Source organism: Acinetobacter sp. GW821-FHT09D10 (genome assembly GCF_059416285.1).
In genome coordinates this window covers 221,014-247,492 of the sequence record NZ_JBWKOW010000003.1, presented here as the reverse complement: position 1 = coordinate 247,492, position 26,479 = coordinate 221,014, and the positions used below count along the sequence as shown (strand labels likewise).

23 protein-coding genes are annotated in these 26,479 nt (G+C 41.4%); 7 read left to right on the top strand and 16 right to left on the bottom strand.

The window, feature by feature from the left end; translation table 11 throughout:
- Window positions 1-5: 5 nt before the first annotated feature.
- The 10 genes from hisS to AC07M3_RS10140 form a co-directional block, all read right to left on the bottom strand.
- The gene (hisS, locus tag AC07M3_RS10185) at window positions 6-1,298 is read right to left on the bottom strand and encodes a histidine--tRNA ligase (protein WP_133747622.1); all 1,293 of its coding nucleotides are present in this window, start codon (window positions 1,296-1,298) and stop codon (window positions 6-8) included.
- A complete protein-coding gene (ispG, locus tag AC07M3_RS10180) occupies window positions 1,295-2,410 on the bottom strand; it encodes a flavodoxin-dependent (E)-4-hydroxy-3-methylbut-2-enyl-diphosphate synthase (protein WP_004641112.1) in 1,116 nt (371 codons plus the stop codon). Before ispG ends, hisS begins: the two co-directional genes overlap by 4 nt.
- A gap of 21 nt (window positions 2,411-2,431) precedes the next feature.
- Window positions 2,432-3,223, bottom strand: coding sequence for a helix-turn-helix domain-containing protein (locus AC07M3_RS10175; protein ID WP_494567207.1), 792 nt, complete (start codon window positions 3,221-3,223; stop codon window positions 2,432-2,434).
- Window positions 3,214-4,014, bottom strand: coding sequence for a type IV pilus biogenesis/stability protein PilW (gene pilW, locus AC07M3_RS10170; protein WP_003654874.1), 801 nt, complete (start codon window positions 4,012-4,014; stop codon window positions 3,214-3,216). Before pilW ends, AC07M3_RS10175 begins: the two co-directional genes overlap by 10 nt.
- A 14-nt stretch (window positions 4,015-4,028) precedes the next feature.
- A complete protein-coding gene (gene rlmN / locus AC07M3_RS10165) occupies window positions 4,029-5,264 on the bottom strand; it encodes a dual-specificity RNA methyltransferase RlmN (RefSeq protein ID WP_494567206.1) in 1,236 nt (411 codons plus the stop codon).
- Window positions 5,265-5,387: 123 nt separating this feature from the next.
- Entirely contained in the window at window positions 5,388-5,819 is a 432-nt protein-coding gene (ndk, locus tag AC07M3_RS10160; protein ID WP_003654870.1) for a nucleoside-diphosphate kinase, read from the bottom strand.
- 113 nt (window positions 5,820-5,932) lie between these two features.
- On the bottom strand, window positions 5,933-6,133 hold the full coding sequence (iscX, locus tag AC07M3_RS10155) for a Fe-S cluster assembly protein IscX (protein WP_003654869.1): 201 nt from the start codon (window positions 6,131-6,133) through the stop codon (window positions 5,933-5,935).
- A gap of 99 nt (window positions 6,134-6,232) precedes the next feature.
- The gene (locus tag AC07M3_RS10150; RefSeq protein WP_494567205.1) at window positions 6,233-6,784 is read right to left on the bottom strand and encodes a phosphatase PAP2 family protein; all 552 of its coding nucleotides are present in this window, start codon (window positions 6,782-6,784) and stop codon (window positions 6,233-6,235) included.
- A 24-nt stretch (window positions 6,785-6,808) separates the two neighbouring features.
- A complete protein-coding gene (locus tag AC07M3_RS10145; protein ID WP_209734793.1) occupies window positions 6,809-8,098 on the bottom strand; it encodes a glycosyltransferase family 4 protein in 1,290 nt (429 codons plus the stop codon).
- Window positions 8,099-8,236: 138 nt separating this feature from the next.
- Complete coding sequence (locus AC07M3_RS10140; protein ID WP_133747619.1) at window positions 8,237-10,420, bottom strand: carboxy terminal-processing peptidase; 2,184 nt, start codon at window positions 10,418-10,420, stop codon at window positions 8,237-8,239.
- Window positions 10,421-10,612: 192 nt separating this feature from the next.
- Between AC07M3_RS10140 and nagZ the strand changes: the two genes are divergently transcribed.
- Window positions 10,613-11,632, top strand: coding sequence for a beta-N-acetylhexosaminidase (gene nagZ / locus AC07M3_RS10135; RefSeq protein ID WP_494567204.1), 1,020 nt, complete (start codon window positions 10,613-10,615; stop codon window positions 11,630-11,632).
- A 294-nt stretch (window positions 11,633-11,926) separates the two neighbouring features.
- Complete coding sequence (locus tag AC07M3_RS10130; RefSeq protein ID WP_494567203.1) at window positions 11,927-12,769, top strand: class I SAM-dependent methyltransferase; 843 nt, start codon at window positions 11,927-11,929, stop codon at window positions 12,767-12,769.
- 56 nt (window positions 12,770-12,825) lie between these two features.
- On the opposite strand, the gene AC07M3_RS10125 is transcribed toward AC07M3_RS10130, so the two are convergent.
- Window positions 12,826-14,139, bottom strand: a complete 1,314-nt coding sequence (locus tag AC07M3_RS10125; RefSeq protein ID WP_494567202.1) for an alpha/beta fold hydrolase — start codon at window positions 14,137-14,139, stop codon at window positions 12,826-12,828.
- 299 nt (window positions 14,140-14,438) lie between these two features.
- Here AC07M3_RS10125 and AC07M3_RS10120 point away from each other — a divergent pair, with 299 nt between their 5' ends.
- Window positions 14,439-15,704, top strand: coding sequence for a glutamate-5-semialdehyde dehydrogenase (locus AC07M3_RS10120; protein ID WP_199990115.1), 1,266 nt, complete (start codon window positions 14,439-14,441; stop codon window positions 15,702-15,704).
- Window positions 15,705-15,828: 124 nt separating this feature from the next.
- Here the strand turns inward: AC07M3_RS10120 and AC07M3_RS10115 are convergent, their stop codons facing one another.
- Window positions 15,829-17,457, bottom strand: a complete 1,629-nt coding sequence (locus tag AC07M3_RS10115) for an NADP-dependent glyceraldehyde-3-phosphate dehydrogenase (RefSeq protein WP_205469912.1) — start codon at window positions 17,455-17,457, stop codon at window positions 15,829-15,831.
- Between AC07M3_RS10115 and AC07M3_RS10110 the strand changes: the two genes are divergently transcribed.
- Window positions 17,385-17,573, top strand: a complete 189-nt coding sequence (locus tag AC07M3_RS10110; RefSeq protein WP_494567274.1) for a hypothetical protein — start codon at window positions 17,385-17,387, stop codon at window positions 17,571-17,573. The genes AC07M3_RS10115 and AC07M3_RS10110 overlap by 73 nt on opposite strands.
- 46 nt (window positions 17,574-17,619) lie before the next feature.
- On the opposite strand, the gene AC07M3_RS10105 is transcribed toward AC07M3_RS10110, so the two are convergent.
- The 4 genes from AC07M3_RS10105 to edd all read right to left on the bottom strand — a co-directional run bounded on the left by AC07M3_RS10105 (window position 17,620) and on the right by edd (window position 22,203).
- On the bottom strand, window positions 17,620-18,132 hold the full coding sequence (locus tag AC07M3_RS10105; protein WP_005036944.1) for a gluconokinase: 513 nt from the start codon (window positions 18,130-18,132) through the stop codon (window positions 17,620-17,622).
- Window positions 18,133-18,149: 17 nt separating this feature from the next.
- The gene (locus tag AC07M3_RS10100) at window positions 18,150-19,508 is read right to left on the bottom strand and encodes a GntT/GntP/DsdX family permease (RefSeq protein ID WP_005036945.1); all 1,359 of its coding nucleotides are present in this window, start codon (window positions 19,506-19,508) and stop codon (window positions 18,150-18,152) included.
- A 188-nt stretch (window positions 19,509-19,696) separates the two neighbouring features.
- Window positions 19,697-20,326, bottom strand: a complete 630-nt coding sequence (gene eda / locus AC07M3_RS10095) for a bifunctional 4-hydroxy-2-oxoglutarate aldolase/2-dehydro-3-deoxy-phosphogluconate aldolase (RefSeq protein WP_494567201.1) — start codon at window positions 20,324-20,326, stop codon at window positions 19,697-19,699.
- Window positions 20,327-20,355: 29 nt separating this feature from the next.
- Complete coding sequence (gene edd, locus AC07M3_RS10090) at window positions 20,356-22,203, bottom strand: phosphogluconate dehydratase (protein WP_494567200.1); 1,848 nt, start codon at window positions 22,201-22,203, stop codon at window positions 20,356-20,358.
- Window positions 22,204-22,857: 654 nt separating this feature from the next.
- Between edd and AC07M3_RS10085 the strand changes: the two genes are divergently transcribed.
- From AC07M3_RS10085 to pta, 3 genes are read left to right on the top strand one after another with little or no spacing between them, the layout of a single operon-like run.
- Entirely contained in the window at window positions 22,858-22,977 is a 120-nt protein-coding gene (locus AC07M3_RS10085) for a hypothetical protein (protein ID WP_133747612.1), read from the top strand.
- Window positions 22,959-24,161 (top strand): acetate/propionate family kinase, encoded by a 1,203-nt coding sequence (locus tag AC07M3_RS10080; protein WP_375037237.1) that lies wholly within the window; start codon window positions 22,959-22,961, stop codon window positions 24,159-24,161. The genes AC07M3_RS10085 and AC07M3_RS10080 overlap by 19 nt, the downstream gene beginning before the upstream one ends.
- 45 nt (window positions 24,162-24,206) lie before the next feature.
- Window positions 24,207-26,351: a phosphate acetyltransferase gene (gene pta / locus AC07M3_RS10075; protein WP_494567199.1), complete on the top strand. Its 2,145-nt coding sequence runs from the start codon at window positions 24,207-24,209 to the stop codon at window positions 26,349-26,351.
- Window positions 26,352-26,479: the final 128 nt, after the last annotated feature.

Below are 26,479 nucleotides of genomic sequence, written 5' to 3'. Positions count from 1 at the left end.
TCAGTTTATTTTGTAAATTTTTGGATTAAAAATGGTACGAGGTCAGCGATTGCGACTTGTGACTGTTCAGCTGTTGCTAGTTCTTTTATAGCAAGCTGCTGTGCATCCCACTCTCGTTCCCCTAAAATCAAAGCAAAGATTGCTCCAGCCTGATCAGCTTTTTTCATCTGGCTTTTCATGCTACCTTGCGAACCTGTTTTGATCCGAATACTGCTATTTGCAGCTTCTAACTGGTCACGTAATTGTTCCGCTAAAATCAAAGCATTGGTTTGATAAGCAGGCTCTGCAACCAGAAATACTTCACAATCACGAATAACTTCGACCTGTTCAACTTGCTCAACTAGAAGCAATAAACGCTCTATTCCCATGCCAAAGCCAACAGCAGGTACAGATTGATCTGGCTTACCTTTTAGCTGACCAACAAGACCATCATAACGACCACCTCCACACACAGTACCTTGCGAACCAAGTGCAGTTGTTGTCCATTCAAAAACGGTCTTGTTGTAATAATCTAGACCACGTACCAATTTTTGGTTAATTACAAATTTAACGCCCGCAGCTGTCAAATAATCTTGCAATTGTTGGAAGTGACTTAAACTGTCTTCTTTTAAAAAGTCATATAATTTCGGTGCATTTTCCAGAATTTTCTGAGTAGATTCAATTTTAGAATCTAAAATACGTAATGGGTTAGTCGTTAAACGGCGCTGTGAATCTTCATCCAAAGCTTCTTTATGTTCATTTAAGAACGCAACTAAAGCATTACGGTATTCTGTACGTTCATCTTTTTCACCTAAAGTATTCAACTCAAGTTGAACCATGTGATCAACGCCCATACGCTTCCATAACCGAGCTGTCATCAAGATAACTTCAGCTTCAATATCAGGAGTGGCAACACCGAAAGTTTCAACACCAAACTGGTGGAACTGGCGGTAACGTCCTTTTTGTGGCTTTTCATAACGGAACATAGGTCCCATATACCACACACGCGGTGTAGCACCGCGCAACAAGTTATGTTCAAGCATCGCGCGAACACAACCTGCTGTACCTTCAGGACGTAAGGTTAATGACTCTGGTGGATTGCCTTTGTCGAAAAAGGTATACATTTCTTTTTCAACAATATCGGTTGCATCACCAATAGCACGTTTAAACAAGCCCGTTTGTTCAACGATCGGCAAACGAATTTGTTGATAACCATAAGCATCCATTAAAGATGCTAAATGTTGCTCGAGACGTCTCCACGCTACTGTTTGCGTTGGTAAGATGTCATTAAAACCTTTGATTGCGACAATTGAACTCATGATGAACTACGAATAATTTCTTTAGATTTAGCTTCTTCAAGCTCTTGGACACGTTGACGAACCATTGTTTCGATTTCATCAACCAATTGATCGGTATCGATTAAATGGCTTTTCTCACCATTACGATAAACCAGTGAACGAGGCGCAGCCCCGACAACCCCGATATCTGCTTCTTTTGCTTCACCCGGGCCATTTACCTTACAACCAATCACTGACACATCCATTGGAGTACGAATATCTTCTAAACGCTCTTCCAAAGCTTGCATCACTTGAATAACGTTAAATTCTTGGCGCGAACAACTCGGACAAGCAATAAAGTTAATCCCGTTAGAGCGAAGTCCCAATGATTTTAAGATATCAAAACCAATCTTGATTTCATCTTCTGGTTCGGCAGCAAGCGAAATACGCATCGTATCGCCAATACCTTCCATCAGCAAACCACCAAGCGCAATAGCGGATTTCACAGTACCGGTACGGTAAATACCCGCTTCAGTTACACCAAGATGTAATGGATTATCAATTTGTTTTGAAAGTAAACGATAAGCATCCATTGTTAAAAATACATTAGATGCTTTTACACTGACTTTAAATTCATGGAAATTGAGTCGATCTAAAATATCTATATGGCGTAATGCAGACTCAAGCAGTGCTTCACCTGTAGGTTCGCCATACTTTTTTTGTAAATCTTTTTCTAGAGAACCACCATTGACGCCAATACGCATTGAAATGCCATGATGACGTGCAGCAGCAACGACTTCACGAACTTTCTGGTCGGACCCGATATTCCCCGGATTAATACGCAAACAGTCTGCACCATAATCTGCAACTGCTAAGGCAATTCTATGGTCAAAATGAATATCGGCAACTAATGGTACTGAAACGCGCTTACGAATTGCGCCAAATGCTTCAGCAGCCTCCATAGATGGGACCGAAACACGCATAATATCAGCACCTGCTTCAGCGCAACGTTCAATCTGAGCAACGGTTGCATCAACATCGCAAGTTTCAGTGTTTGTCATACTTTGCACGCTAATAGGTGCATCGCCACCGACATACACCGACCCAACACGGATTTTACGTGTTGGTCGACGTTTAATTGGGTTCTCTATCATTGTATCGCTCAACTCATGGTATTAGCGGGATAAACGGAATTCAGCTTTACCGTTTACCGTATATGGAGACAATGAAATCTGTTCTTGGTTTAAACTTAATGACACAGCAGTTGCATCATCAAGACGAATCTGAAATGGAGACTCACCATTTAAATTTAAAGTTGATGACTGACGACCTGTCGCCAAAACTTTACCTGTTGCATCAACAATATGAACAGAAGTTGGTCGGTTAAAGTTTAGCACCAATTGATCACCCACTGTTGAGGTGGCATTTCCTTTCATAGGTAAAACTTCAACATTAGATTGATTTACTTTAGGTAAATCAACATCTTCTTTCTTTGAAGTCCACTTTTGAATACCCATAACAATCAATGACACAAAAGCAATAACCAAAATTGCAAGCAGTGCGCGCTTTAACCATTTCTTATTACGATCACTATTAGAACCAGGGAGTTTACCCATGATTTTAATCGGTGAGTTATTTAAGGCATGATTTGGTAAAAGCCCGGTATCATTTGCATAAATTTCATCAAAGCGCTGAATAATTGCCGTCGCATCTGTATTTAGATATTTTGCATATGAACGGTAATAACCCTTGATAAAAGTCGCTTCTGGCAATGACTTATAATCATCTTGCTCTAAAGCGGTTAGAGTTTTGACCGGCATGTTTAAATCTGAAGAAACTTGCCCTAACTCTTTATTCTGAGCAACTCGAATTTGACGTAAATACTCACCAGGACGTTGAATATTTCCTAAAGCAGAAGTCGGTAAGCTTGAGCCAGTTGGCTGCTGTGAATTAGGATTTATTTCCATACGGCCTCAGTACTATACTGTAATTGCAAATAACGTTGATATTCTGGACTTTCTGGGAACAAGGCACGTAATTGGTTTACTAACACTTGCATTCCCATTTTATCCGCATTGGCTCGAGCCACTCTTACACCAATCCAAAGTGCTCTTGCACCCTGATTTTTCTGCCCCACTGTACGAACATATTGCTCATACATTTGTGTAGCAGCCGGAATCTGCTGCTGCAAATAAAAAATTTCCGCTAACTCTAACATTGAAATATAAGAGTCGCGGTTAGCAAGGAGTGATTGCTTGAATGTTTTTTCAGCATTCGCAACATCACCCAATTTTAAATAAATACGCCCCAAATTTTCTAACGCCTGATAGCGTTGGTCATAACCTAATGTTGTGCCAGCAATACGAAATTGCTCGATCGCATCATTATAGCGTTCCATTTGGTATAAATAAGTACCATAATTATTATGTGCTTGAGCATTATCTGGTTCAGATGAAATTGCTCGTTTAAAATAATGTTCTGCTTTTTCTAAGTTCGGCTTACTACCTTCTTGCTGTAGTAAAATACCCATCATCATATTTGCCGTTGCATCACGGCTATCTACACTTAAAGCTTGATCAAGAGCTCGCTTTGCCGAATCCAAGTCACCTGAACGGATATGTTCAGCAGCAAGTTGTGTACGCACCTTTACCGCTTTTTCTGGGTCTTTTTTTTGCGTATGCGTTGTCTGGCAACCACTTGCCAAAAGCGCAACTGCAACCCCCATACAAAATACCGTTTTTAACTTTGGAGTACTCAAAGCCTGCCCTCAATTTATCCTTGTGTCCGCAAAATCTCTTGACGCTGTGTGACTTTCTTCTGCCACTGTTCTGCACGACGAGTTCTATCAGCCACCTGACCGACTAACTGTCCACAAGCAGCATCAATATCATCACCACGTGTTTGACGAATCGTACACACAAATCCAGCATCAGACAAAGTTTTTTGGAACGAGATAATTCGATTTCGGCTTGAACGACCATATGGTGCATGCGGGAACGGATTAAATGGAATTAAATTAATTTTACTTGGTAAGTTTTTTAATAATTTAATCATTTGCTGTGCATGTTCAAGATGATCATTTACGCCCTCTAACATCACATATTCAATAGTCACATGTTTACGCGAACTTTCATTACCATCTTTGGCAATATAACGCTGACATGCTGCAATTAACTGAGCCAATGGATATTTTTTATTAATTGGCACTAATTCGTTACGTAATTCATCGTTTGGCGCATGTAAAGAAATTGCTAAAGCAACATCAATGTCTTTTGCAAGTTGGTCAATTTTTGGTACAACACCTGACGTTGATAAAGTCACACGACGTTTTGACATGCCATAGGCAAAGTCATCAAGCATAATCTGCATTGAGCTTAATACGGCATCATAGTTGAGCAATGGCTCACCCATACCCATCATCACGACATTAGTCACTGAACGCTCGCGCTCGGCAACAGGCACTTCTTCCATATAAGAATAGTTTGCCATCCAAAGTTGTCCAATGATTTCATCTGGCGTTAAATCACGTTGGAAACCTTGTTTACCTGTTGAACAAAATGAACAGTCCAATGCACAACCTACTTGTGACGAAATACACAAAGTTTTGCGCAAGCCTGTTTTATCTTCGGCAGGAATTAATACAGTTTCAACCAAAGATCCTGCACCATCACCCACGCGAAAAACCCACTTACGTGTGCCATCTTTTGAATAATGACGGTGAACAACTTCAGGTGCCTTAATTTCACAAATCTGTTCAAGCTTCTCACGTAATTTGCCTGAAATATTGGTCATTTCAGCAAAATCAGTAATGAAGTATTGATGCATCCATTTCATGACTTGTCCGGCACGAAACTTTTTCTCACCAATATCTTCAAAGAATTTTTCTAATTCAGTACGAGACATGCCGAGTAAATTCACTTTATTTTCGGCAGCAGGGATTACCAGCGTGGACGAAGATTGCTGCTGTCCATCAAAATTTTCAGATGAAACGACCTCTGCAGAACTCATGTGTATTTACCTAAACCATGTCAAAAAACTGAAGATATTGTTCAAGAATCAAACAATATTCTCTTAAGAGAATAAAAAAACCAGATAAGTAGTATACCACTTATCTGGTTTGAATGCTTTCGATTAACGAGTGCGTGGGCAGATCTCGTTGTCAGCAAAGAAGTAAGCAATTTCACGCTCTGCAGAAGCAACTGAGTCAGAACCGTGAGCAGCGTTTTCGTCGATGCTTACAGCAAAGTCAGCACGGATAGTGCCAGGAGCTGCTTCTTTAGGGTTTGTAGCGCCTAAGATTTCACGGTGTGCAAGAACTGCATTTTCGCCTTCAAGAACAGATACAACAACTGGACCAGAAGTCATGAATGCAACTAAGTCACCAAAGAAACCACGTTCTTTATGCTCAGCATAGAAACCTTCAGCATCAGCTTGAGAAAGGTGTTTCATTTTAGTCGCAACAATTTTTAAACCCGCTTTTTCAAAACGAGCAAAAATATCACCGATGTGGTTTTTAGACACTGCATCAGGTTTTACGATAGACAAAGTACGTTCAATAGCCATGAGTGGCTCCTTTATTTTAAGATTTAAACTTTAAAAAATTTGCCGCATTATACCGATGTCATAGGCAATAATCAGCTTTGTATGTGTAAAAGTTGCGATTTTTTCTACTGTTTTTAGCGAACTTCGTCTATCCAGGCCATTTGGATCCCTTCTAGCAATCCTTCTGTCGATTTATTTGGGTCATCATTAAAATCTGGTAAAGCACATACCCATGCATGTAAATCGGTAAAACGAATCCATTGCGGATCAACTTCTGGATGTGCTTCTGACAATTCAATGGCAATATCAATCGTATCTGTCCAACGTAAGCCCATAGCGGCTCCTATCTGTTTAATCTGCTAAATCAAGAACTGTGTACTTTAGCAAATCCACAAACCTAATCGTTAGCTTAAGCTGATAAAAATTACCGATGCTTATAAAGCGATGTTTAATAGTGGAGCAATAAAAATAATCAAACTTGCCACAGCAGCGCCAATTAAAGCCCCTACAATCACATCGCTTGGGTAGTGAAGACCAAGCACCATTCGAGACAATGCTACGAGCACCATAAAAGGAAACATCGCAGCAAGCAGGACTGGCTGGATATAGCCCAAGACAATCGTGACCATCACGGCATGAAGCGTATGGCCAGATGGAAAGCTGAAATGATCGAGTGGTCTTTCACCGAGCACAATCACCTGATGCACCTGATAAGGGCGAGGTCGCGTTGTTTTATGTTTTAAGAATTTATAGATTGCCGTCCCAAAAGAACCACCCAGTAATAAATAGATGATTTGCAGGCTATAGGTTATACCTTGCATCCCCCATACGATTGCCAGCATGAGATACCAAAATGGTCCATCACCTACACGACTGATGATTTTGAAAAAAAGGGCAACACGTTGTGAATGAGAGAAATTGTTAAGATATAAACAGCCTCTCAAATCTAAATCGAGTATTTTTATTTTTGCATTCTTAAATTTCATGGTCATTCTCCTATTTTAGGATACTTAGGTGAAGTCCACAGAGGGCTCCTTCACTACCTGATAAAATGCCTGCTCCAATTGCTGAACCGGAAGTTGCCAACCGCTTTGCTGTACTTTATGACAGGCTTGTACGCCCATTTCTCTAAGTTGTTGTACTGAAGGAAGCTGATAAATTTGTTGTATAAAGTGGCTTTTTTGTCCAAGTGGGCTTAACCAGCCATTCACACCATGGGTTAAGTATTGATGTGCACATGCATAATCATACGCGATAACTGGCAAACCGCTTGCCATTGCCTCTAAAACTACGTTACCAAACGTTTCAACTTGACTCGCAAATACGAATACATCTGCACTCGCATAGGCAGCCGCCAAATCTTGACCTCTCAGACTTCCGGTAAAGATAACGCCCTTCGCTTCAGGCAATGACTTTAAGCGAGCAAAATCTGGGCCATCTCCCACAATAACTAACTTAGTTTTATGTGGCTGAACAGTTTGTAAGTTGGCATAACTTTCAATCAGCACTTGCACTTCTTTTTCAGGCGACAAACGTCCCACATAAAGCATAACGCGAGTATTCTCATCGGCGTCCCATTGCTTTCGCAAACTTTCAGAACGGTGCTTTGGTGAAAACCTTGTCGTATCTACGCCGCGCCCAACAACAACCAGTGGACACGTAATACCGAAACCTCGTAATGCTTCTTGTGTATCTTTACTCGGCACACAGGTCACTTGAGTATTGTTGTGAAACCAGCACAGGTATTTTTGAATCGGTTTGACTAAAAAAGCCAAATCAAAGAATCGGCTAAAATCTTGAAAGGGTGAATGAAAGCCGCTAGAAACCGGAATAGCTTTTGCTTTTGCGGCCTGCATGGCAGTTAAACCTAAAGGACCTTCTGTCACAATGTGGACTACATCTGGCACAAACTTTTCAAAAGCTTTCGATACTTTTAAATATTGTGGCCAGCCAAACTGTAAAGTCGGATATTTTGGAATCGCTTGCGACATGACCAGACATTCTTGCTCTGGTGTAAAGTCATGACATTTTGCTTTTTGTTCTGGGCGAATCAGTAAAATCTTATGCCCCTGCTTTTGTAAGCCTTGGCATAACTGTAATAATGAAAGTGCCACACCATTAATTTCAGGTGGCCATGTTTCGGTAACAATCGCAATTTTTAAACGCGGGCGAACCAACTCATGTAGTGAGTGAGTATTAGACAACTGCTGCTTTTGTTTAAAATAGAATTGGAAGCTTTCAGGAAGTTGCTGTTGTTTTAATAGTGCTGTCGCGTATGAGCTTTGCATAGCGCCATCCATCAATGTATTTATTTTCATGCTTAAAGATTAAGCAGTTTTTTTGACACTTTGATGATAAATGCATGACAGTTTACTGACATGAAAAATAAAAAAAGCACACTGATGACAGTATGCTTTTCTCTTAAAACTTAATAACACTTAGCGATTTTGCAATTTTGCATAGTCCATGAGTACATTTGCAGCTTCAGTCACAAAAGTTTCTTCTTCTGGCAATGCAGGACGTTGCGATGCTTTCATTTTAGCGCGAGATTCAGCTAGAGCATCTAATGAAGCTTGATAGCTTTCCCAATTTGCAAAAGGCTTTTGGCCACTTGCTGCACGGCGTTCATTTTCTGCATCTAGAGTCTGTTTCTCTAAACCAAGCAATTCTGCACGGCGTTTATCAATATCAAGTACGACTTGCTTTTGCTCACTTGTAACCTTAGCAATCGCAGTACGTTTATTTAAATATTTAAACTGAGGATCGACAGCAACACGTTGTTCAGAAGACTGAGACAACTTCGCGACATATGGCTGAACAGAACCTTCACGCTTAAACGGTGCAGTCGGAATCGTATCCCACTTCAACGCATTCTTCGATTTACGTTCACCAAACTCTTCGTTATAGATATCGACGAGTTTAATGTCTGGCACTACACCTTTATTTTGTGTACTACCACCCGTAATACGGTAGAACTTACGCTGAGTTAAAGTCGCTTGACCGTATGCCAGAGTATCAAGTTGTACCTGAGCAGTACCCTTACCAGTTGTTGTGCTACCAATAATAATACCGCGCTCATAATCTTGAATTGCAGCAGAGTAAATCTCACTAGCTGACGCTGAAGCTAAGTTCACCATTACAGCAAGAGGGCCAGTGTAAATTTGTTGACCACCGTCGTTGTCTTCAAAAACACTTACGTTGCCATTGCCATCACGAATTTGTACCACTGGACCAGACTTAATCACTTGACCCAACATACGTGCAACTTCTTCTAATGAACCACCTGGGTCATTACGTAAGTCAATGATAATACCTTCTACTTTCTTCGCTTTTAAGGCTTCAAAAGCATTTGCAGTATCTTCCGAAACTGAACGATACTGTTGACCAGCACGACGTGAACGATAGTCAAAATAGAATGATGGAATTTCGATTACGCCCAATACGTGCTTTTTACCATCACGTGTCACTTCAACTGTGCGTGAACGAACACCAGCATCTTCTTCTTGAATCACATCACGCACTAAGGTCACATTACGCGCCTGACTCATTGATGCACCAGCACCAAGAAGTTTTAATGTTACTTTCGTTCCGCGTTTACCACGGATGAGTCCAACAATTTCAGAACTTGACCAACCAACCACATCAATCATTTTCTCGCCTTCTTGGGCGACACCAACGATTCGATCTCCTGATTTCACTTGGCCAGACTTACTAGCAGGACCGCCTTCTACAATAGTTTCAATCTTGGTGTAATCTTCATTGCCACGCTCTGGACGAATCGATACCCCAATGCCTTCTAGTTGCAAGGTCGTTTGGCGATTAAGTTCTATCGCATCAATTGGCGGGTAATAGTTACTATGGGGATCATAGGTCGCCAACATTGCGTTTAATGTTTTGTCCAACACATCATCGCTTTTCACACGACTAATTCTTTCAAGCTGACGTGTATAACGTTTAGTTAAGGTCTGAGCTGGCGTTAAATCTTCTGGGCCAGTTAAGTCTTGACCATCAGCAAGTGAAGGGTTTTCTTTAAGCGCTTTTTGTTTAGCCTGCTCTTCTTCACGACTAATGGTTAAGTTGATTAACTGCGAAACCAGCATTTTACGCCAGTGATTTTGTTGCTCAGCCGTCGTTTTAAAATACGGTGCTTTTTCACGATCAACTTCAATATAGCTATTTGGCTGTTTTAAATTTTGCTGTTGTTTTAACTCAGCCAACATGAACTCATAAAATTGTTTTAAGCGTTCACGATATTGCTGATGAATTGCAAATGGTCCAGTTAAGTTCCCCGCTTTTAATGAAGCACCAAAATTTGAACCATATAGTTTTTTATAATTTTGAACTTCAGCGTCTAAAAATAGTGAGTGATCTGGATCAAGGTTATCTAAATACATATCGAGAATACGATTTGATGTCGTCGCATCCAGACGCATATTCAAATAATGTTGGCGATCAACTAAAGTTGCCAGTTGGCGGGCTACCAAAGCCTGCTCTTGCGTTGGCTGGATCGATTGAGAAACCACAGCAGTATTCGTTGCTGCTCTCGCTTCATTCATCGTATGAGAGAAGAATAAACCGCCAGTCGCGATCGCTACTGCACAAGCTATAGTTTGAAGTTTCATAAATTTTTAATACTTCCTTGGGTGTTCCTATCTTACATGCTCTGTTTTCGATATGAACTAAGCAGATTCAAAATCTTAACCAACTAAATTGTTTATACCGTGTAGTTTTATCATATTCTGTACTGACAAAATGTAGCAAAACATTGCAAAATTCGCTTATTGTTTTTCAATCAAAATTCAAATGGAACCAATATGATTGGCGCATTGATGCTGGATATCGCCGGCACAGAACTTACTCAAGAAGATATTGAACTATTACGCGCTCCGCAAGTCGGTGGCATGATTTTATTTGCACGAAATATTGAATCTCCGCAACAAGTGCGTGCTTTAACAGATCACATGCGTCAAATTCGTCCAGATATTTTAATTGCTGTCGACCAAGAAGGTGGTCGAGTTCAGCGCCTAAGATCTGGTTTTACCTTATTACCGGCCATGGGCCGTTTCGGTGAACTCTATATTACCCAGCCTCAAAAAGCACTTGAGCTAGCTGAACAGTGTGGCTGGCTCATGGCAACCGAGGTCCTTGCTGTAGGGATTGATTTCAGTTTTGCACCAGTTTTAGACCTTAATGCAATTAGCGACGTCATTGGTGACCGAGGTTTCTCTAAAAATATTGAGGATATCGCACCTCTTGCTGGCGCATTTATGCAAGGCATGAAAAAAGCAGGAATGGCAAATACGGGCAAGCACTTCCCTGGCCACGGTTCAGTGAAAGCAGATTCACATGTTGCAGCCGCAATTGACAGCCGTAGCTATGACGAAATCTATAATCATGATATGCAAAGCTTTATCAAGCTCATGCCTCAGCTTGATGCACTCATGCCAGCACATGTGATTTATGATCAGATTGACCCAAATCCGGCAGGTTTCTCACCTTTCTGGATTCAAGAAGTTCTACGCAATCGTTTGAAGTTTGATGGTGTACTTTTCTCTGACGATTTAAGTATGCAGGCCGCATGTGTAGCAGGTGATGCAGATGCACGTATTCAAGCCGCGCTTTCTGCGGGTTGTGATATGGGACTTGTGTGTAACGACCGTGATGCGGCATGCACAGCACTAGAAGGTATCGAAAAACTTGCTCTGCCAAACCAAGAACGCTTAGAACGTATGCGCGGTCAAATTCCACAAATTCAGATTGGTGAAACCTTATCGCTAGGAGATGAGTGGCAAGCTGTCAAAACAGCCATTGAAGAGTTTAAAAATTCATTCTAAATTATGGATACGTGGAAGCGTCATCTGCAACCTGCGTAGTTCTTAAATAAGTATTGTATTTGCAATATATAAGACAGATGGATGCATCTAACAGGTTTTGCAGATGACAATGGTTTTGCCTACTTTTGCCAAAACAAAAGTAGGCAAAACCGAAGGTTACTCCCGAAATGAAACATTTACACAGTAAAACTCCGCCGTGATGTACTAGTAAGCTTAAATGACATAATTTCAATACAAGATCTTATAGTCAGGCAATTAAGATCACAGAAAAACAATAAACCGAGTTCAGGACGAATGACACAACAACTTTCTAAACACCGCCATATTTCTTTTACTGCACACTATACCGGCTATATCTGGTACCAAATGGGGATCTCTCACGAAGCACTTGCTACAGCTAAAGGAAAATCACTGGCGTACTTGGTTCACCCAATAGAATCTTGGGCAGAGAAATATGTGGGTGGTAGCATGCGCACCACACTCAAACAACGCCATACCATGCTTGATCATCATTTAGAGAAGTTAATTCAAGAAAATCCTGATCTACAAGTCCTTGAAATAGCATGTGGATTATCTCCACGTGGCTGGTGGTTTAGACAACATTATCCTTCGATTACCTATCGGGAGCTTGATTTACCCGATATGGCACAAACCAAACAAAATGCACTTCAGCAAATTGAACAAAATGCGCCCGAAATTCTCTCAGTCGATTTATTTACAGAAGCTTTTGCACAAGCATTTGAGGTATTTGATCCTAAACGTCCGCTAGTTGTGATTAGTGAAGGTTTAATTAACTATTTTGATAAAGATTTATTAAAACAACTCATTCAATCGATCGCACACTACGGAGCTGCTTTTAAAACGTTCCACTATTTAACGGATCTGTACCCTGAACCAATTAAAAACAAACTGGCGACCCTGATCTGGAACAGTAGTAAGCTACTTAAATTAATGTCCCGCAGTTCCTTTAGTTTTCATTTTAAAAGTCCTCAAGAAGTGCAGGATTTTTTTAAAGATGCGGGGTTTCAACATGCCACAGTTGAACAGCCACAAATATTTTTTGGGCAAGTTCCTTCCAATGATCATGAGCAACATTTAGGTGATCTGGTCTGGATAATCCATAGCCAAACAAAATAATAAGCATAAAAAATTGGAAGCTCGAAAATTACGAGCTTCCAACTATAAGGAATAGATTAAACAGTTTGTTTTTGACGAGCAATAAAACGACTTAAACGATCAGCAAGTTCAAAACTACCATGCTTAAATAAAGCTCGAATCCCCTGCTCTGTACTTTCAAAAATTAAACATTCAATTGAAAAAGTACCTTCTTCATCTTTTAAATGCAGTGCCAAATCGCGTGGATGTTCATTTACAAAATCAAGCTTCGAAACATCATCCATTTTTAAATACATACCAAAGAATGTGACATCAACGATCGTCACCGGTACCCGTACATCAAACTCTCGGTGAGTAATTTGAGTTTTTGGCTGTAAAACCCGAACCCGTTCTTCACCACGGCGTTCCATCTTTTGCATTTGTTCACGTGTCATGGGAATAATACCATCCAGATTTTGGATAGATTCCCCCTTCAAGAAAGTGGTGAACAAACTCATAGTTTCTTTACGGCGTTGCAACTGAGGTACATGGTCAGCATTTGCAATAAGTGCAAATTCCATATCTGGACATTGCAAAGCAAAATTTGCATTTTCATGTGGCAAAGTGAAACTGTCATACTGCCCTGCAGCAACGAGAGTTTTACACGCTGGAATTGGCACGTCAGTTAAACGCAAAAGACGATTACAGTTAATTTCATAACGCTCTCGCTCTGTGCCCGTAAACTCAGCCATTTGCCTAAAAAATAATTTTTTAGCTGTAGGTGACATGCGAGTTTTATCTAATTTGGCATGATTAACCAAATACAAAATCACAGCTTGACCAAACTCTTCCATGCGGTTTTCTTGCATGAGCTTAAGAGACTCTTCCAAAATCATTCGCCAACTTTTTCGGGTCTTTTGCATGACACCCATCAAAATCATGCGATCCATTAATTCTGGACGATGGTAAGCAAAGCAAGATGCTATTACTGACCCCAAAGACATTCCCATAACAGAAACTTTTTGTAGTCCAACAATATCCAGCCAGCGTCCCAACATTTTAGATAAATCAGGTAATTCTAAAGTACCCGCAGATACTCCTGTGTCCCGATTGGTAATTTGCTGATTTGCGCCCATAGAAGGTAAATCAATTAAAATGACCGGACCGCTTTCAAACAATTGTTCAACACAATATTTATAAGAATTAAAATTCTGGAAAGCACCGCCCACAATCACAATTGGCGTATTGTGAATCGTTTTTGGATCGGCAATCGCCATATATTCAATCTTCCAGCCGTCAATCCAGGTTGTACGAGCAGGTTGTTTAAAACTATCTCTATGGTAGATATCGAAAAAGCCAAAACCGGCATAAGCTTGGTTGATCTCCGAATCCATTTGAATAATGGAATTCATATCCTTGCTTCCTCCTTGCTGTAATTTTTTTATGCTGCAAGAGTTCCTTCTTGAACACGTAATCTTTTATGCACAAAACTTTAAATTTTGTATTAGTTTGTATTGCACAATAACATTCTAAACAATTGTGTGAAATATACGCAATCGCTCAAATGACCGCTCATCTTGTTTAAGTCGCTAATAGTTTGCAAAATATTTAAATGTTTTTTTATGGCGGTCACATTTTTCAAAAAAAGCCATTCATTGTTCCGCATTTGACTGCTACTATCGTAGTCATTGGTAAACGATTAAAAACGGCTATGCAAGATTCAATTGAACAATATATGCAAAAAGTCGGGCAACAAGCACGTGACGCCTCACGCGTCTTAACAAGTGCTTCTACCTCGCTTAAAAATCATGCACTCTCTGCTATTTATACTGCTTTGGAAAATAATCAGGCAGCAATCTTGGCAGCAAATCAAGTGGACATGGATAAAGGTCGTAGCAATCAGCTCGATAGCGCATTGCTTGATCGTCTTGAACTTACGCCCGCACGTTTTAAAGGAATGTTGCAAGGTTTAAAAGATGTGATCGCGCTTGTCGATCCTATTGGGGAAATTACTGATCTTGCATACCGCCCAACAGGTATTCAAATTGGCAAAATGCGCGTACCTCTAGGGGTCGTTGGGATGATTTACGAATCGCGCCCAAATGTCACGCTAGAAGCAGCATCTTTAGCCATCAAATCGGGCAATGCCATTATTTTGCGTGGTGGTTCAGAAGCGCTTGAGTCAAATAAAGCAATTGCAGAAGCAATTAAGCATGGCTTAAAAGTAGCAGGCTTACCTGAACATTCAGTACAAGTAATTGATACGCCTGATCGTGCGGCAGTCGGCCACCTTATTACTATGGCTGAATATGTGGATGTCATTGTTCCACGTGGTGGTAAAAGCTTAATTGAGCGTGTGACGAATGAAGCACGTATTCCTGTTATTAAGCATCTTGATGGTAACTGTCATGTATTTGTCGAAGCGCAAGCAGATCTTCACAAAGCCTTACCTATTACATTGAATGCTAAAACTCATCGCTATGGTGTTTGTAATGCGATGGAAACTCTGCTTGTTGATGAAAAAATTGCAGAAGTTTTCCTACCACGCATTGCTGAACTTTATGCTGAAAAACAAGTTGAGCTACGCGGGTGTCCAGAAACACGCCGTATTTTGGGCGCATCTGTAAAACCTGCAACAGAAGAAGACTGGTATACCGAATATTTAGGGCCAATTCTTGCAATTAAGGTTGTTAGTGGTTTAGACGAAGCAATTGACCATATCAACAAATATGGTTCACATCACACCGATGCGATTGTGACCGAAAATTATAGTTTGGCGCGTCAATTCTTGGCTCGTGTAGATTCGAGTTCAGTGGTTGTCAATGCTTCGACTCGTTTTGCTGATGGTTTTGAATATGGCTTAGGTGCAGAAATTGGTATCTCTACAGATAAAATCCATGCACGTGGTCCGGTTGGTTTAGAAGGTTTAACTTCTCAAAAATGGATTGTGTTAGGTGACGGTCAGATTCGTCAATAATCGATCTACTATTCCAAACAAAAACGCCTGATATTAATCAGGCGTTTTTGTTTATTTTATTATTCAAATTCTACAAACATTAAAAAACCAGCCCGATGACTGGTTTTTTTTAACTACATGCCACTTAGAAAATAAAGTCGGTATTCACAAATTTAGAATAGTGCTCAGACACCATAGAGGCCAGCATACCTTTGCTGTCATCAGTCTGTTTAGCAGCAATCATAGAACGGATAGAGAATGCACGCAGCGCATCATGCACAGACAGTGTACCTTCCGCAGAATCTTTACGACCACCGAATGGAAACACATCTGGACCACGTTGGCACTGACAATTAATGTTCACACGACAAACCTGATTGACCAGCGGATCAACCAAATGACCAATTTGCTCAGGGTCGCTACCAAAAATACTTACCTGCTGACCATGATCAGAAGTAGTGACATATTCCAGCACAGTTTCAATGTCATCATAAACAGAGACAGGTACCACTGGACCAAACTGTTCTTCACGATACAGTCTCATGCCTTCAGTCACTGGATAAACTACGGCTGGATAGAACATAGTCTTGCAGAACTCACCACCTTCTACATTAACCACTTTTGCCCCTTTAGCCACGGCATCTTCAATGACTTCAGTCATGTAGGCCGTACGGTGCATACCTGGCAGCGGAGTAATAAATACACCTTTTTCCCACGGCATACCCACTTTCAGCTTGGCCAGTTCAGCCGTTAAGCGGTTAACAAATTCATCGGCTATCGAGCGATGTACCATCAGCATCTTGAGCGCAGTACAACGCTGACCATTAAACGACAATGCACCCAGCAGACACTCTTTCACTGTCAGATCCAAGTCGGCATCCGGCAGAATAATGGCAGCATTCTTCGCATCCAGCCCCAAAATCGCACGTAGACGGTGAGATTTAGGATGTTGCTTTTTCAAGTAATCGGCCACTTTGCTAGAACCAATCAGCGCCAATACGTTGATTTTTCCAGATGCCAACAGATGCGGCACCACCAGTGAGCCTGGTGCATAGATGGTATTGATCACACCTTTCGGGAATGATTCACGGAATGCTTCCAACAATGGTTCAAACAACAAGGTACCAAATTGAGGTGGTTTGAAGACGATGGTATTGCCCATTAGCATAGCCGGAATTAGGGTAGCAAAGGTTTCATTCAGCGGGTAGTTGTATGGCCCCATACACAACACGACACCCAACGGGGTACGACGGATTTGACCAATGGTACCTTCAGCAATCACAAAGCGAGAGTTGGCATTGTCTAGGTCTTTCAGCGCATCAATGGTTTGACGCATATAGGTGACAGTGCGGTCAAACTCTTTCTCAGAGTCAGCCAAGCTCTTGCCAATTTCCCACATGATCAGTTTAACAATCAGGTCTCGTCGCTCCACCATACGCTGAATGAAATTCTGCATACAGGCGATGCGCTCACCAACTTTCATCATTGGCCATTCACCACGACCATTGTTGTAGGCCCGTACTGCTGCTTCTAGTGCTTCGTCGCTTTCCTTCTCACCCATGATTGGATAACTGCCAAGCTCAACTTGCTGCAAACTACCATCAGACTGCTGAGTCCAGATTGGGGACAATGTTTTCTTGGTTGCACCAGCCCACAACTTCAGCTCACCATCTACTAATGAGACACGCTGATGAATCTGGGATGGCAGACGCACGTTCTCAGGAATACTATCTACTACGGGAAATTTCTGCTGCAAATTATTTGAATGACTCATTCTTGTTATCTCCAAGTTTTATATATTTATGTATTTATATATTCGAACCTAGCCCGCTACGATCAGACCTTGTTCCTGTGAATACCAGTACCATTACTGGTATTCACTTTGCTTGAGCCGCACCACAAATCAATCAAGACTTTGCAATGTTTCTAAATGAGGTTAACCCCGACACACACTGTCAGTTACCCCTAGTTTCTGCATGACCTGCACAACTATTTGTTCTGGTGTCAATGCGATATCAATCGTAATTGCCTCATGAACATCGGGTTCTTCTAAAGTATCAAGCTGAGTCTGCAATAACGAAGGATCGAAAAAATGGCCCGCTCGCTCAGCAAGGCGCTGTTTTAATAACTCATATGACCCTTTTAAATATACAAACTGCACATTCTGGTCATGGCCGCGTAAAATATCTCGGTAGACCCGCTTGAGTGAAGAACAAGTAAATACTGCGGTCTCACCTGCCTGCTGCTTCTCTTCAATAGCTTTACGAATCGCGTGTAACCAAGGCATGCGATCTTCATCAGTTAAAGGAATACCCTGACTCATCTTGCTTTTATTTGCAGTCGAATGCAGTGTATCTCCATCGAGAAACTCACAAGCCAAATGCTCCGACAGCAACTCACCAATCAGTGTTTTGCCTGTTCCACAGACACCCATTGCAATCACAATCATGGATTACTTACCTCTAATTATAAAATAGTGCTAAGAAGTAGCGTGAAAGACAAACCCAACACCGAAATAATGGTTTCTAATACTGACCAAGTTTTGAGTGTCTGCCCTACTGTCATACCAAAATATTCTTTGATTAACCAAAATCCTGCATCATTTACATGAGAGAAAACTAATGAACCTGACCCTGTGGCAAGTACTAAAAGTTCCGGTCTAACGACGACACCAGCTGTAGCAGCAATCGGAGCAACAATACTACAAGCAGTAGCCATAGCGACTGTTGCCGATCCTGTTGCCAAACGAATCAATGCTGCAACTAACCAGCCCAACAATAACGGTGACAAGTTTGCCTTCAAGGCTGTAGAAACGATCTCATTAGAAATACCACTGTCACGTAAAATACCGCCAAAACCACCACCAGCACCGACAATCAACATGATTCCAGCAATAGAAGCCAAACAACCGCCACAGAATTTTTCGATCTGTTCACGGTTAAAGCCCTGCATCGTACCAAAGGTAATAAAGCTGACCAGTACGGCAATAAGCAATGCGATATCAGAAGTACCAATGAAACGTAGTAAGTCATTTGCGAAAGTTTGTGGTGCAAAGAAAAGATCAGCCCAACTTCCGATTAACATTAATACGACAGGCAACATAATCGTAAATAAGGTAATTCCAAAGCTTGGTAGCTCACGAGTTTCTTTCTTATCTACCTCAACAAATTGCTTAAACAATGGATTGTTCTCAGGCAATTTGACATATTTGTTGATCCATAATGCATACAACGGCCCTGCAACAATCGCCGTTGGTACGCCCACTAATAAGCTGTAGGCAATCGTTTTACCAATATCAGCGTGATATGCCTGTACTGCCAACAATGCTGCCGGATGTGGTGGAATTAAGCCATGCACAACGGACAAACCTGCAACCATTGGCAAACCAACAACTAGTAACGATTTACCTGTCCGTTTAGCAATGTTGAATGCGATTGGAATTAGTAGAACAAAGCCTACTTCGAAAAATACGGGCAGCCCCACAATAAGGGCAATGAACATCATGGCCCAGTGAATATTTTTCTCACCGAACCATTTAATTAAAGTAATTGCTATTCGCTCTGCGCCGCCCGACTCGGCCATCATTTTACCGAGCATTGTTCCGAGAGCGATTACAATCGCAAGGTGACCCAAGGTTTTACCGGTACCGGCTTCGTAGGATTTAACAATATCGCCCATTGGCATGCCAACAGCTAAGGCTAAACCGAGTGAAACAATAATAAGAACTAGAAATGGATAAATTCTGAACTTCGCGATCATGACAACTAAAGCAATAATCGCGATTACAGTATAGATAAGCAACATGCCACCCTGAACCGTCTCCATGTGACATTTCTCCTTGGAGTAACTATCTAAGCAACTAAGCCCAAATAAAGGTCTTCAACCAGGATAATTCCTACTGTTGAGACACTAATTTTTTATATTTAGGTATGACCAGCATCACTACTGGTCATATCGACATAAGCTCTAAAGCACATCAAACGCGCTTCATTTTTTATAAATATTTACTACACTTAATCAGCTCTCAACTGACTAGCCAATTGTGCCAAGCGAGTAATTTCTGCCCAATCTTGTGAAGCAACTGCCGCTTTCGGTGTTAACCACGATCCACCAACACACACCACATTCGGTTGCTTTAAAAATTCCGGTGCTGTCTCTACAGTAATGCCACCTGTAGGGCAAAAACGTAGGTTTGGAAATGGACCATAAAATGCTTTTAGCATCTCGACTCCACCCGCTTGCTGAGCTGGAAAGAACTTCACAATTTCATAACCTAATTCAATTGCCTGAATCAGGTCACTTGGCGTCATCACACCCGGCAATAAAGGCAAACCGGCATCTTGCGCAGCCAAATGTAAATCTTTAGTTAAACCCGGTGACACACCAAATTGAGCACCGGCTTTTTTGGCTTGGGCACAATGTTCTGGCTTGGTAATCGTACCTACACCGACCACAATGTCATCAGCCAACTGGCTCACACGCTCAATAGCAGCCAGTCCTGCCGCGGTACGCAACGTAATTTCCAATACTTTTACGCCACCAGTGTGCAAAGCACGTGATACATGTTCACCTTGTTCGGCAGAATCAAATGCCAGTACCGGAATCACGGGTCCTAATTGAACAACATCTTCAATCTTAATCATTACTTTTCTATTCCTATTATTATTAAAGTCTAAGGTTGAGCACTTTCACCAACTAATGCGCCAAACACAGAAGCACCATGCTCAGCTGGTGCAGCAGCGGCACGGAACACACCAAATAATTCACGACCAAAGCCGACTTCGTTTTCTGCCTGATGTTCTGGCTGCGCAACAGGGCGTGACTGCCAAACAGCTTCATCTAACTCAATATCGAGTACACCAGCTTCAGCATCAATCACCAACATATCTCCCGTTTGCACTTTAGCAATCGGACCGTTCAGCAATGCCTCTGGAGATAAATGAATCACTGCTGGAACTTTACCTGAAGCACCAGACATACGGCCATCGGTTACTAATGCCACATGGAAACCTTGATCTTGTAAAACACCTAATACAGGGGTTAAACGATGTAGCTCTGGCATACCATTCGCACGTGCGCCTTGGAAGCGAACAACAGCAATGAAATCACGGTGTAACTCTCCACGATCAAATGCAGCTTGCACTGCTTCTTGAGAATCAAACACGATTGCAGGTGCTTTAACTTTACGATGTTCTGGAGCAACGGCAGAGATCTTGATCACACCACGTCCTAAACGCCCTTGCATTAAACGCAAGCCACCATCTGGTTGGAATGGCTCATCGAAACTACGCAGAACTTTGTCATCAAGGCTTTGAACCACGCCATCGACCCAAGTGAGCTTACCGTCGATCAGTTTTGGTTCTTTGGTGTAATGGTGTAAACCCTTACCTGCAACGGTAGTTACATCGTTATGCAACAAACCAGCTTCAAGCAAATTACGAATGAGGAAAGCAACCCCGCCCGCAGCCTGAAAATGGTTTACATCAGCTTTACCATTTGGATAGATTTTGGCTAACAATGGAACAACGGCAGACAATTCATCAAAGTCGTCCCAGTCAATCAAGATGCCAGCCGCGCGAGCAATCGCAATCAAATGCAAAGTATGGTTAGTCGATCCACCTGTGGCTAGTAACGCCACAATGCCGTTTATAATTGCTTTTTCATCAACGACATGACCAATCGGCGTGTAGTTTCCGCGCTCAACGGTTAAATCAAGTACACGAATCGCAGCTTCTGCGGTGAGGGCATCACGTAATGGTGTGTGAGGATGAACAAATGCAGCACTTGGAAGGTGTAAACCCATCACTTCCATGAGCATTTGATTACTGTTGGCTGTACCGTAAAACGTACAGGTACCTTGTCCGTGATAGGCTGCTGATTCAGCTTCAAGCAAGGCATCACGCCCAACTTCACCTGTTGCGAACTGCTGACGGATTTTGGCTTTATCGTCATTAGATAACCCACTTGTCATTGGGCCCGCAGGCACAAAAATGGTAGGTAAATAGCCAAACTGCAAAGCACCAATCAATAATCCTGGTACAATCTTGTCGCAAACACCTAAACATAACGCTGCATCAAACATGTTATGAGACAGTGCAATCGCAGTGCTCATTGCAATGGTTTCACGAGAGAACAATGATAGTTCCATGCCAGCATTACCTTGAGTAATACCGTCACACATCGCTGGCACACCGCCAGCAAATTGCGCTACACCACCATTTTCACGAGCGGCTGTTTTAATTAGATCTGGAAATGTTTTATAGGGTGCATGTGCCGAGAGCATTTCGTTATATGAAGATACAATGCCAATATTTGGCTCACGGCCTACTTTAATAATTAATTTTTCATTATCTTCCATGCTGGCAAAACCATGAGCCAGATTGGCACATGAGAGTGCACCACGAGCAGGAAATTTGCCTTGTGCATGTTCAATACGTTGTAAATATGCAGAACGAGTTTTTTGACTACGCGCAATTACGCGCTCGGTAACTTTTGCCAGTATGGGATTCGGCAAGTCCATGCAGGACGCTCCTGTACAACCGGATAAGCCGGAAAATAAAAATAAACCAAATGATATATTTTCTGATCATTTGAAAAAGGATGAATAATATTATTCAGGCGAAAAGCGACATGCAACCCCAGTCAATGCTGCTGTAATGGTCTCAGCACAAGCCTTAAAGGCAGAGTAAGCTTAGGTTTTAGACCAAAAACCTATTTAAAATCTCGATTATTTATGCTTAAACTGAACTTCAGAAATTATGGTAAAAATATCGTAATATCAATATTATGAAATACATTTAACAACATCTAGATAATAAGCTTTTCATACTATTTTTTAGTTCTAATAAGCCTATGTTTTATTCTTTATAATTCTCATTCCTACTATTAATTCTTAATTTCAATTACGTATATTATTTGTAATATATTTTTCAGATTTAATTAAAGAGACTTCTGCCCTCTTAATAAAGAATCAATACCCAACATTTAAAAATGAAATTTGATTCAAGCTTACTTTTCATAAATGTATACAAAAAAATCGTTTGCATCCTTATAAAAAAACAAGGAATACAGTGATTAAGGTTTATAGTGGATAAATATTAGTTACAAATAATTTGATGGTCGATAGTGCTTAAGTCTAATGGGCTAAAGTCTATCTTGGACAGAAAAACAACACATGTTAAAACATGACAACCTGTTCAACGTGTATCTGAAAATAATACATTTTGAACAGGAAGTTAGGAAAACTATTTTAAATCAGGACGTGGGTATTTCAACGTGGCTACATCAGTATTAGTTATCAATTGCGGCTCTTCATCTATTAAATATGCTCTAGTTTCAGAACGTCGTGAAGATCGTATTTACGGTTTAGCAGAAAACTTGGGAGCTGCTGACGCTCGTATTAAGGGAGTGACAGTTGGTGGTGAACCACTTGAACTTGCTATCCCTTATGCTGACCATGCCAAAGCTTTAGAAACTTTACTTGCACGTCTTGCCAACTATAAACCGCAAGCAATCGGACATCGTGTTGTACACGGCGGTAGTTTAACTAAAGCCGAATTACTCACTCCTGAAATTATTGAACGTATTCGTGCTGCGACGCCTTTAGCTCCGCTTCATAACCCAGCACATTTAATCGGTATTGACGCAACCGTACGCCTATTTCCTGAATTACCTCAAGTTGCAGTCTTTGACACCGCATTCCATCAAACCATGCCACCGCATGCCTACCGTTATGCAATTCCTAAGTTCTTATATACTGAACATAACGTCCGTCGTTATGGCTTCCATGGTACAAGCCATGCCTATGTGTCTGACCGAGCGAGTGAACTCGCGGGCAACCTGAAAAAAGGCGGTTGGTTAACAGCGCACCTAGGAAATGGTAGTTCAACTTGTGCGGTCTGGAACGGACAAAGTGTTGATACTTCTATGGGCCTTACTCCACTTGAAGGTGTGGTGATGGGAACTCGTAGTGGTGACGTTGACCCAAGCTTACATAGTTTCCTTGCGAAAAATCTTGGTTGGGATTTGGCTAAAATTGATAAGGTTTTAAACAACGAAAGTGGTCTACTTGGCTTATCGCAATTGTCTAATGACATGCGTACAGTTATTGAAGCAGCAGAAATTGGCAATGAAGATGCTTGCCTTGCAATTGAAGTATTTAGTTATCGCCTTGCAAAATCACTTGCTGCACTTAGCTGTGGTTTACCAACTTTAGACGGCCTCATTTTCACAGGTGGTATTGGTGAAAACTCGGCATATATTCGTGAAAAAACTTTAGCGTATTTACCTCATTTTGGTTTGCAGCTCGACAAAGATCAAAACAACAACTTAAAACGTGGCACTGAAGGCCGAATCGACAATGGAACAGGTCCACAAATTTGGGTCATTCCAACAGACGAAGAAGGTCGAATTGCCAAAGAAACTCGTCAGGTTGTTGAAGCAGCAGAAAATACCGCATCTGTAGCAAGCCTTGCTTAATCAGATCTTTGTGAAAACTTGATACTCATTTATTTATAGGCTGATATGAATACAATTTTATTGATTCCTACAGGCGAAGGGGTTGGTTTAACCTCGGCCTGCCTAGGCATGATTTACGCACTTGATTGTAACGGGATTAAAGCAGGCTTTTTAAAACCATTTTCTCAAGAAGACCAAGAGCATCTTGACCGCACAACTTCTTTATTTGGTCACTTATTTCAAGGTAAAACTGTTAAATCTATTTCACATGAAAAATTAACTCAGCTTATTGCCGCTGGGGAAGTAGATGAATTACTTGAAGAAGCTGTGAGTCTACATCGCAGTGTGGCAGCAGACCATGATGTCATTATTGTGGAAGGTTTATTACCAAACGGACAAGATCACTTCGCAAGTGAACTCAACGCAAGTCTTGCACAAGCACTTGATGCAGAAGTCGTATTGGTCAGTACAGCAGATATTCAAAACCCAAAAAAAGCCGCAGAAAAAGTTGATGCTCATTTACGCCAGTTTGGCGGTGCAGCGTCAAATCGTACTGCGGGTGTACTCTTTATGCGTACCCGTGGATTAACCGAAGAAACAGCACAAATTCCTGTTGCGTTTGATCCATCATTACGCCCAACAGAAGACATCGCAAAATTTACGACAGAATTGCAAAAATATAACCGTTATTTTGGTTCTAGTGACTTACCTATTATTGGTTTAGTTCCATTTAGTAATACGCTGAGCGTACCTAGAACTCTGGATATTGCGAATGTGATTGATGGGCAATGGGTACATCAAGGTGAAGCTAAAACACGTCGTATTTTGCATTCAAGTTTAATTGCTTCAAGCATTGAATATGAACTCAATAAATTTATTGCAGGTGAACTAATTATTAGTGCGTCTGAGCGTACAGACGTATTACTGGCAAGCAGTTTGGCGACCAGCAATGGTATTCCACTCGCTGGCTTGGTTCTGACTGAACGTGAAGCACCAGCTCCTGAGCTTTTAGAATTTTGCCAAAATGCGATCAAGCAAGGCTTACCAATTTTACATACACGTCTCAATACATTAGAAACTGCTCAACGTTTATCTGACTTTGGTAATGAAATTCCCGTCGATGATACTGAACGTGCGGAACAAGTGACTCGATTTGTTTCAAGTCATATTGATGTCGAATGGCTTAAGCAGCACAGTAATAATGCAGCTACCCCTCGCCTATCTCCATCGGCTTTTCGTCATGAGCTGGTGCAAAAATCGATTGCAGCGAAAAAACGAATTGTACTGCCTGAAGGTGATGAGCCACGCACCATTCAAGCTGCAGCAATTTGTCAGGCACGTGGTATTGCTGACTGTATTTTGCTCGCAAAACCAGAGGCGGTTCAGGATGTTGCAAAAGCCCGTGGTATTGAATTACCAGTCGGATTAGCAATTGTTGATCCTGATAGCATTCGCGATCAATACGTCGCACCAATGGTCGAGCTGCGTAAAGGTAAACTCAACGAGCTTCAAGCAAAAGAACAGCTTCAAGACACCGTAGTGCTCGGTACAATGATGTTAGCTTTAGACGAAGTTGATGGCTTAGTTTCTGGGGCAGTACACACCACAGCAAATACGGTCCGCCCAGCATTCCAGCTCATCAAAACCGCCCCTGAATATTCACTGGTTTCATCAATCTTCTTTATGCTTTTACCAGATGAAGTTTATGTTTACGGCGACTGTGCAATTAATCCAGACCCTACCGCAGAACAACTGGCTGAAATTGCGATTCAGTCTGCTGACTCGGCTAAAGCTTTTGGAATTGATCCACGTATTGCCATGATCAGCTACTCAACTGGAACATCTGGCACAGGTGCTGATGTTGAAAAAGTACAGCAAGCAACTCAAATTGCTCAGCAACGTCGCCCTGACTTACTCATTGATGGGCCACTTCAATACGATGCTGCTTCAGTTGAAAGTGTTGGACGCCAAAAAGCACCAGACTCGCGAGTTGCAGGTCGTGCCAATGTATTTATTTTCCCTGACTTAAATACGGGTAACACGACTTATAAAGCAGTACAACGTGCTGCAAATGTAGTGAGCGTTGGACCAATGTTGCAGGGCCTAAACAAACCAGTAAATGACTTGTCTCGTGGAGCATTGGTAGATGACATCGTGTTTACCATTGCATTAACGGCAATTCAGGCTGAACAGCAAGCTGCTGCTAAATAATTAATAATTTGATCCGCTTCTACCTCTCGCCATTTGATGTCCGCTCAAATGGCTTTTTTTATTTTAATCTTTTCAAAATAAATAATTTTCCTATCTCTGACGTTTAAATGCCCCCTATATAGTCTTAT

Bases quoted from the DNA above. Each gene is read 5' to 3' on its own strand.
- hisS (WP_133747622.1), bottom strand. From the start codon at position 1,298: ATGAGTTCAATTGTCGCAATCAAAGGTTTTAATGACATCTTACCAACG.
- ispG (WP_004641112.1), bottom strand. From the start codon at position 2,410: ATGATAGAGAACCCAATTAAACGTCGACCAACACGTAAAATCCGTGTT.
- AC07M3_RS10175 (WP_494567207.1), bottom strand. From the start codon at position 3,223: ATGGAAATAAATCCTAATTCACAGCAGCCAACTGGCTCAAGCTTACCG.
- rlmN (WP_494567206.1), bottom strand. From the start codon at position 5,264: ATGAGTTCTGCAGAGGTCGTTTCATCTGAAAATTTTGATGGACAGCAG.
- ndk (WP_003654870.1), bottom strand. From the start codon at position 5,819: ATGGCTATTGAACGTACTTTGTCTATCGTAAAACCTGATGCAGTGTCT.
- iscX (WP_003654869.1), bottom strand. From the start codon at position 6,133: ATGGGCTTACGTTGGACAGATACGATTGATATTGCCATTGAATTGTCA.
- AC07M3_RS10150 (WP_494567205.1), bottom strand. From the start codon at position 6,784: ATGAAATTTAAGAATGCAAAAATAAAAATACTCGATTTAGATTTGAGA.
- AC07M3_RS10145 (WP_209734793.1), bottom strand. From the start codon at position 8,098: ATGGATGGCGCTATGCAAAGCTCATACGCGACAGCACTATTAAAACAA.
- AC07M3_RS10140 (WP_133747619.1), bottom strand. From the start codon at position 10,420: ATGAAACTTCAAACTATAGCTTGTGCAGTAGCGATCGCGACTGGCGGT.
- nagZ (WP_494567204.1), top strand. From the start codon at position 10,613: ATGATTGGCGCATTGATGCTGGATATCGCCGGCACAGAACTTACTCAA.
- AC07M3_RS10130 (WP_494567203.1), top strand. From the start codon at position 11,927: ATGACACAACAACTTTCTAAACACCGCCATATTTCTTTTACTGCACAC.
- AC07M3_RS10125 (WP_494567202.1), bottom strand. From the start codon at position 14,139: ATGAATTCCATTATTCAAATGGATTCGGAGATCAACCAAGCTTATGCC.
- AC07M3_RS10120 (WP_199990115.1), top strand. From the start codon at position 14,439: ATGCAAGATTCAATTGAACAATATATGCAAAAAGTCGGGCAACAAGCA.
- AC07M3_RS10110 (WP_494567274.1), top strand. From the start codon at position 17,385: ATGGCAGACGCACGTTCTCAGGAATACTATCTACTACGGGAAATTTCT.
- AC07M3_RS10115 (WP_205469912.1), bottom strand. From the start codon at position 17,457: ATGAGTCATTCAAATAATTTGCAGCAGAAATTTCCCGTAGTAGATAGT.
- AC07M3_RS10105 (WP_005036944.1), bottom strand. From the start codon at position 18,132: ATGATTGTGATTGCAATGGGTGTCTGTGGAACAGGCAAAACACTGATT.
- AC07M3_RS10100 (WP_005036945.1), bottom strand. From the start codon at position 19,508: ATGGAGACGGTTCAGGGTGGCATGTTGCTTATCTATACTGTAATCGCG.
- eda (WP_494567201.1), bottom strand. From the start codon at position 20,326: ATGATTAAGATTGAAGATGTTGTTCAATTAGGACCCGTGATTCCGGTA.
- edd (WP_494567200.1), bottom strand. From the start codon at position 22,203: ATGGACTTGCCGAATCCCATACTGGCAAAAGTTACCGAGCGCGTAATT.
- AC07M3_RS10085 (WP_133747612.1), top strand. From the start codon at position 22,858: ATGTTAAAACATGACAACCTGTTCAACGTGTATCTGAAAATAATACAT.
- pta (WP_494567199.1), top strand. From the start codon at position 24,207: ATGAATACAATTTTATTGATTCCTACAGGCGAAGGGGTTGGTTTAACC.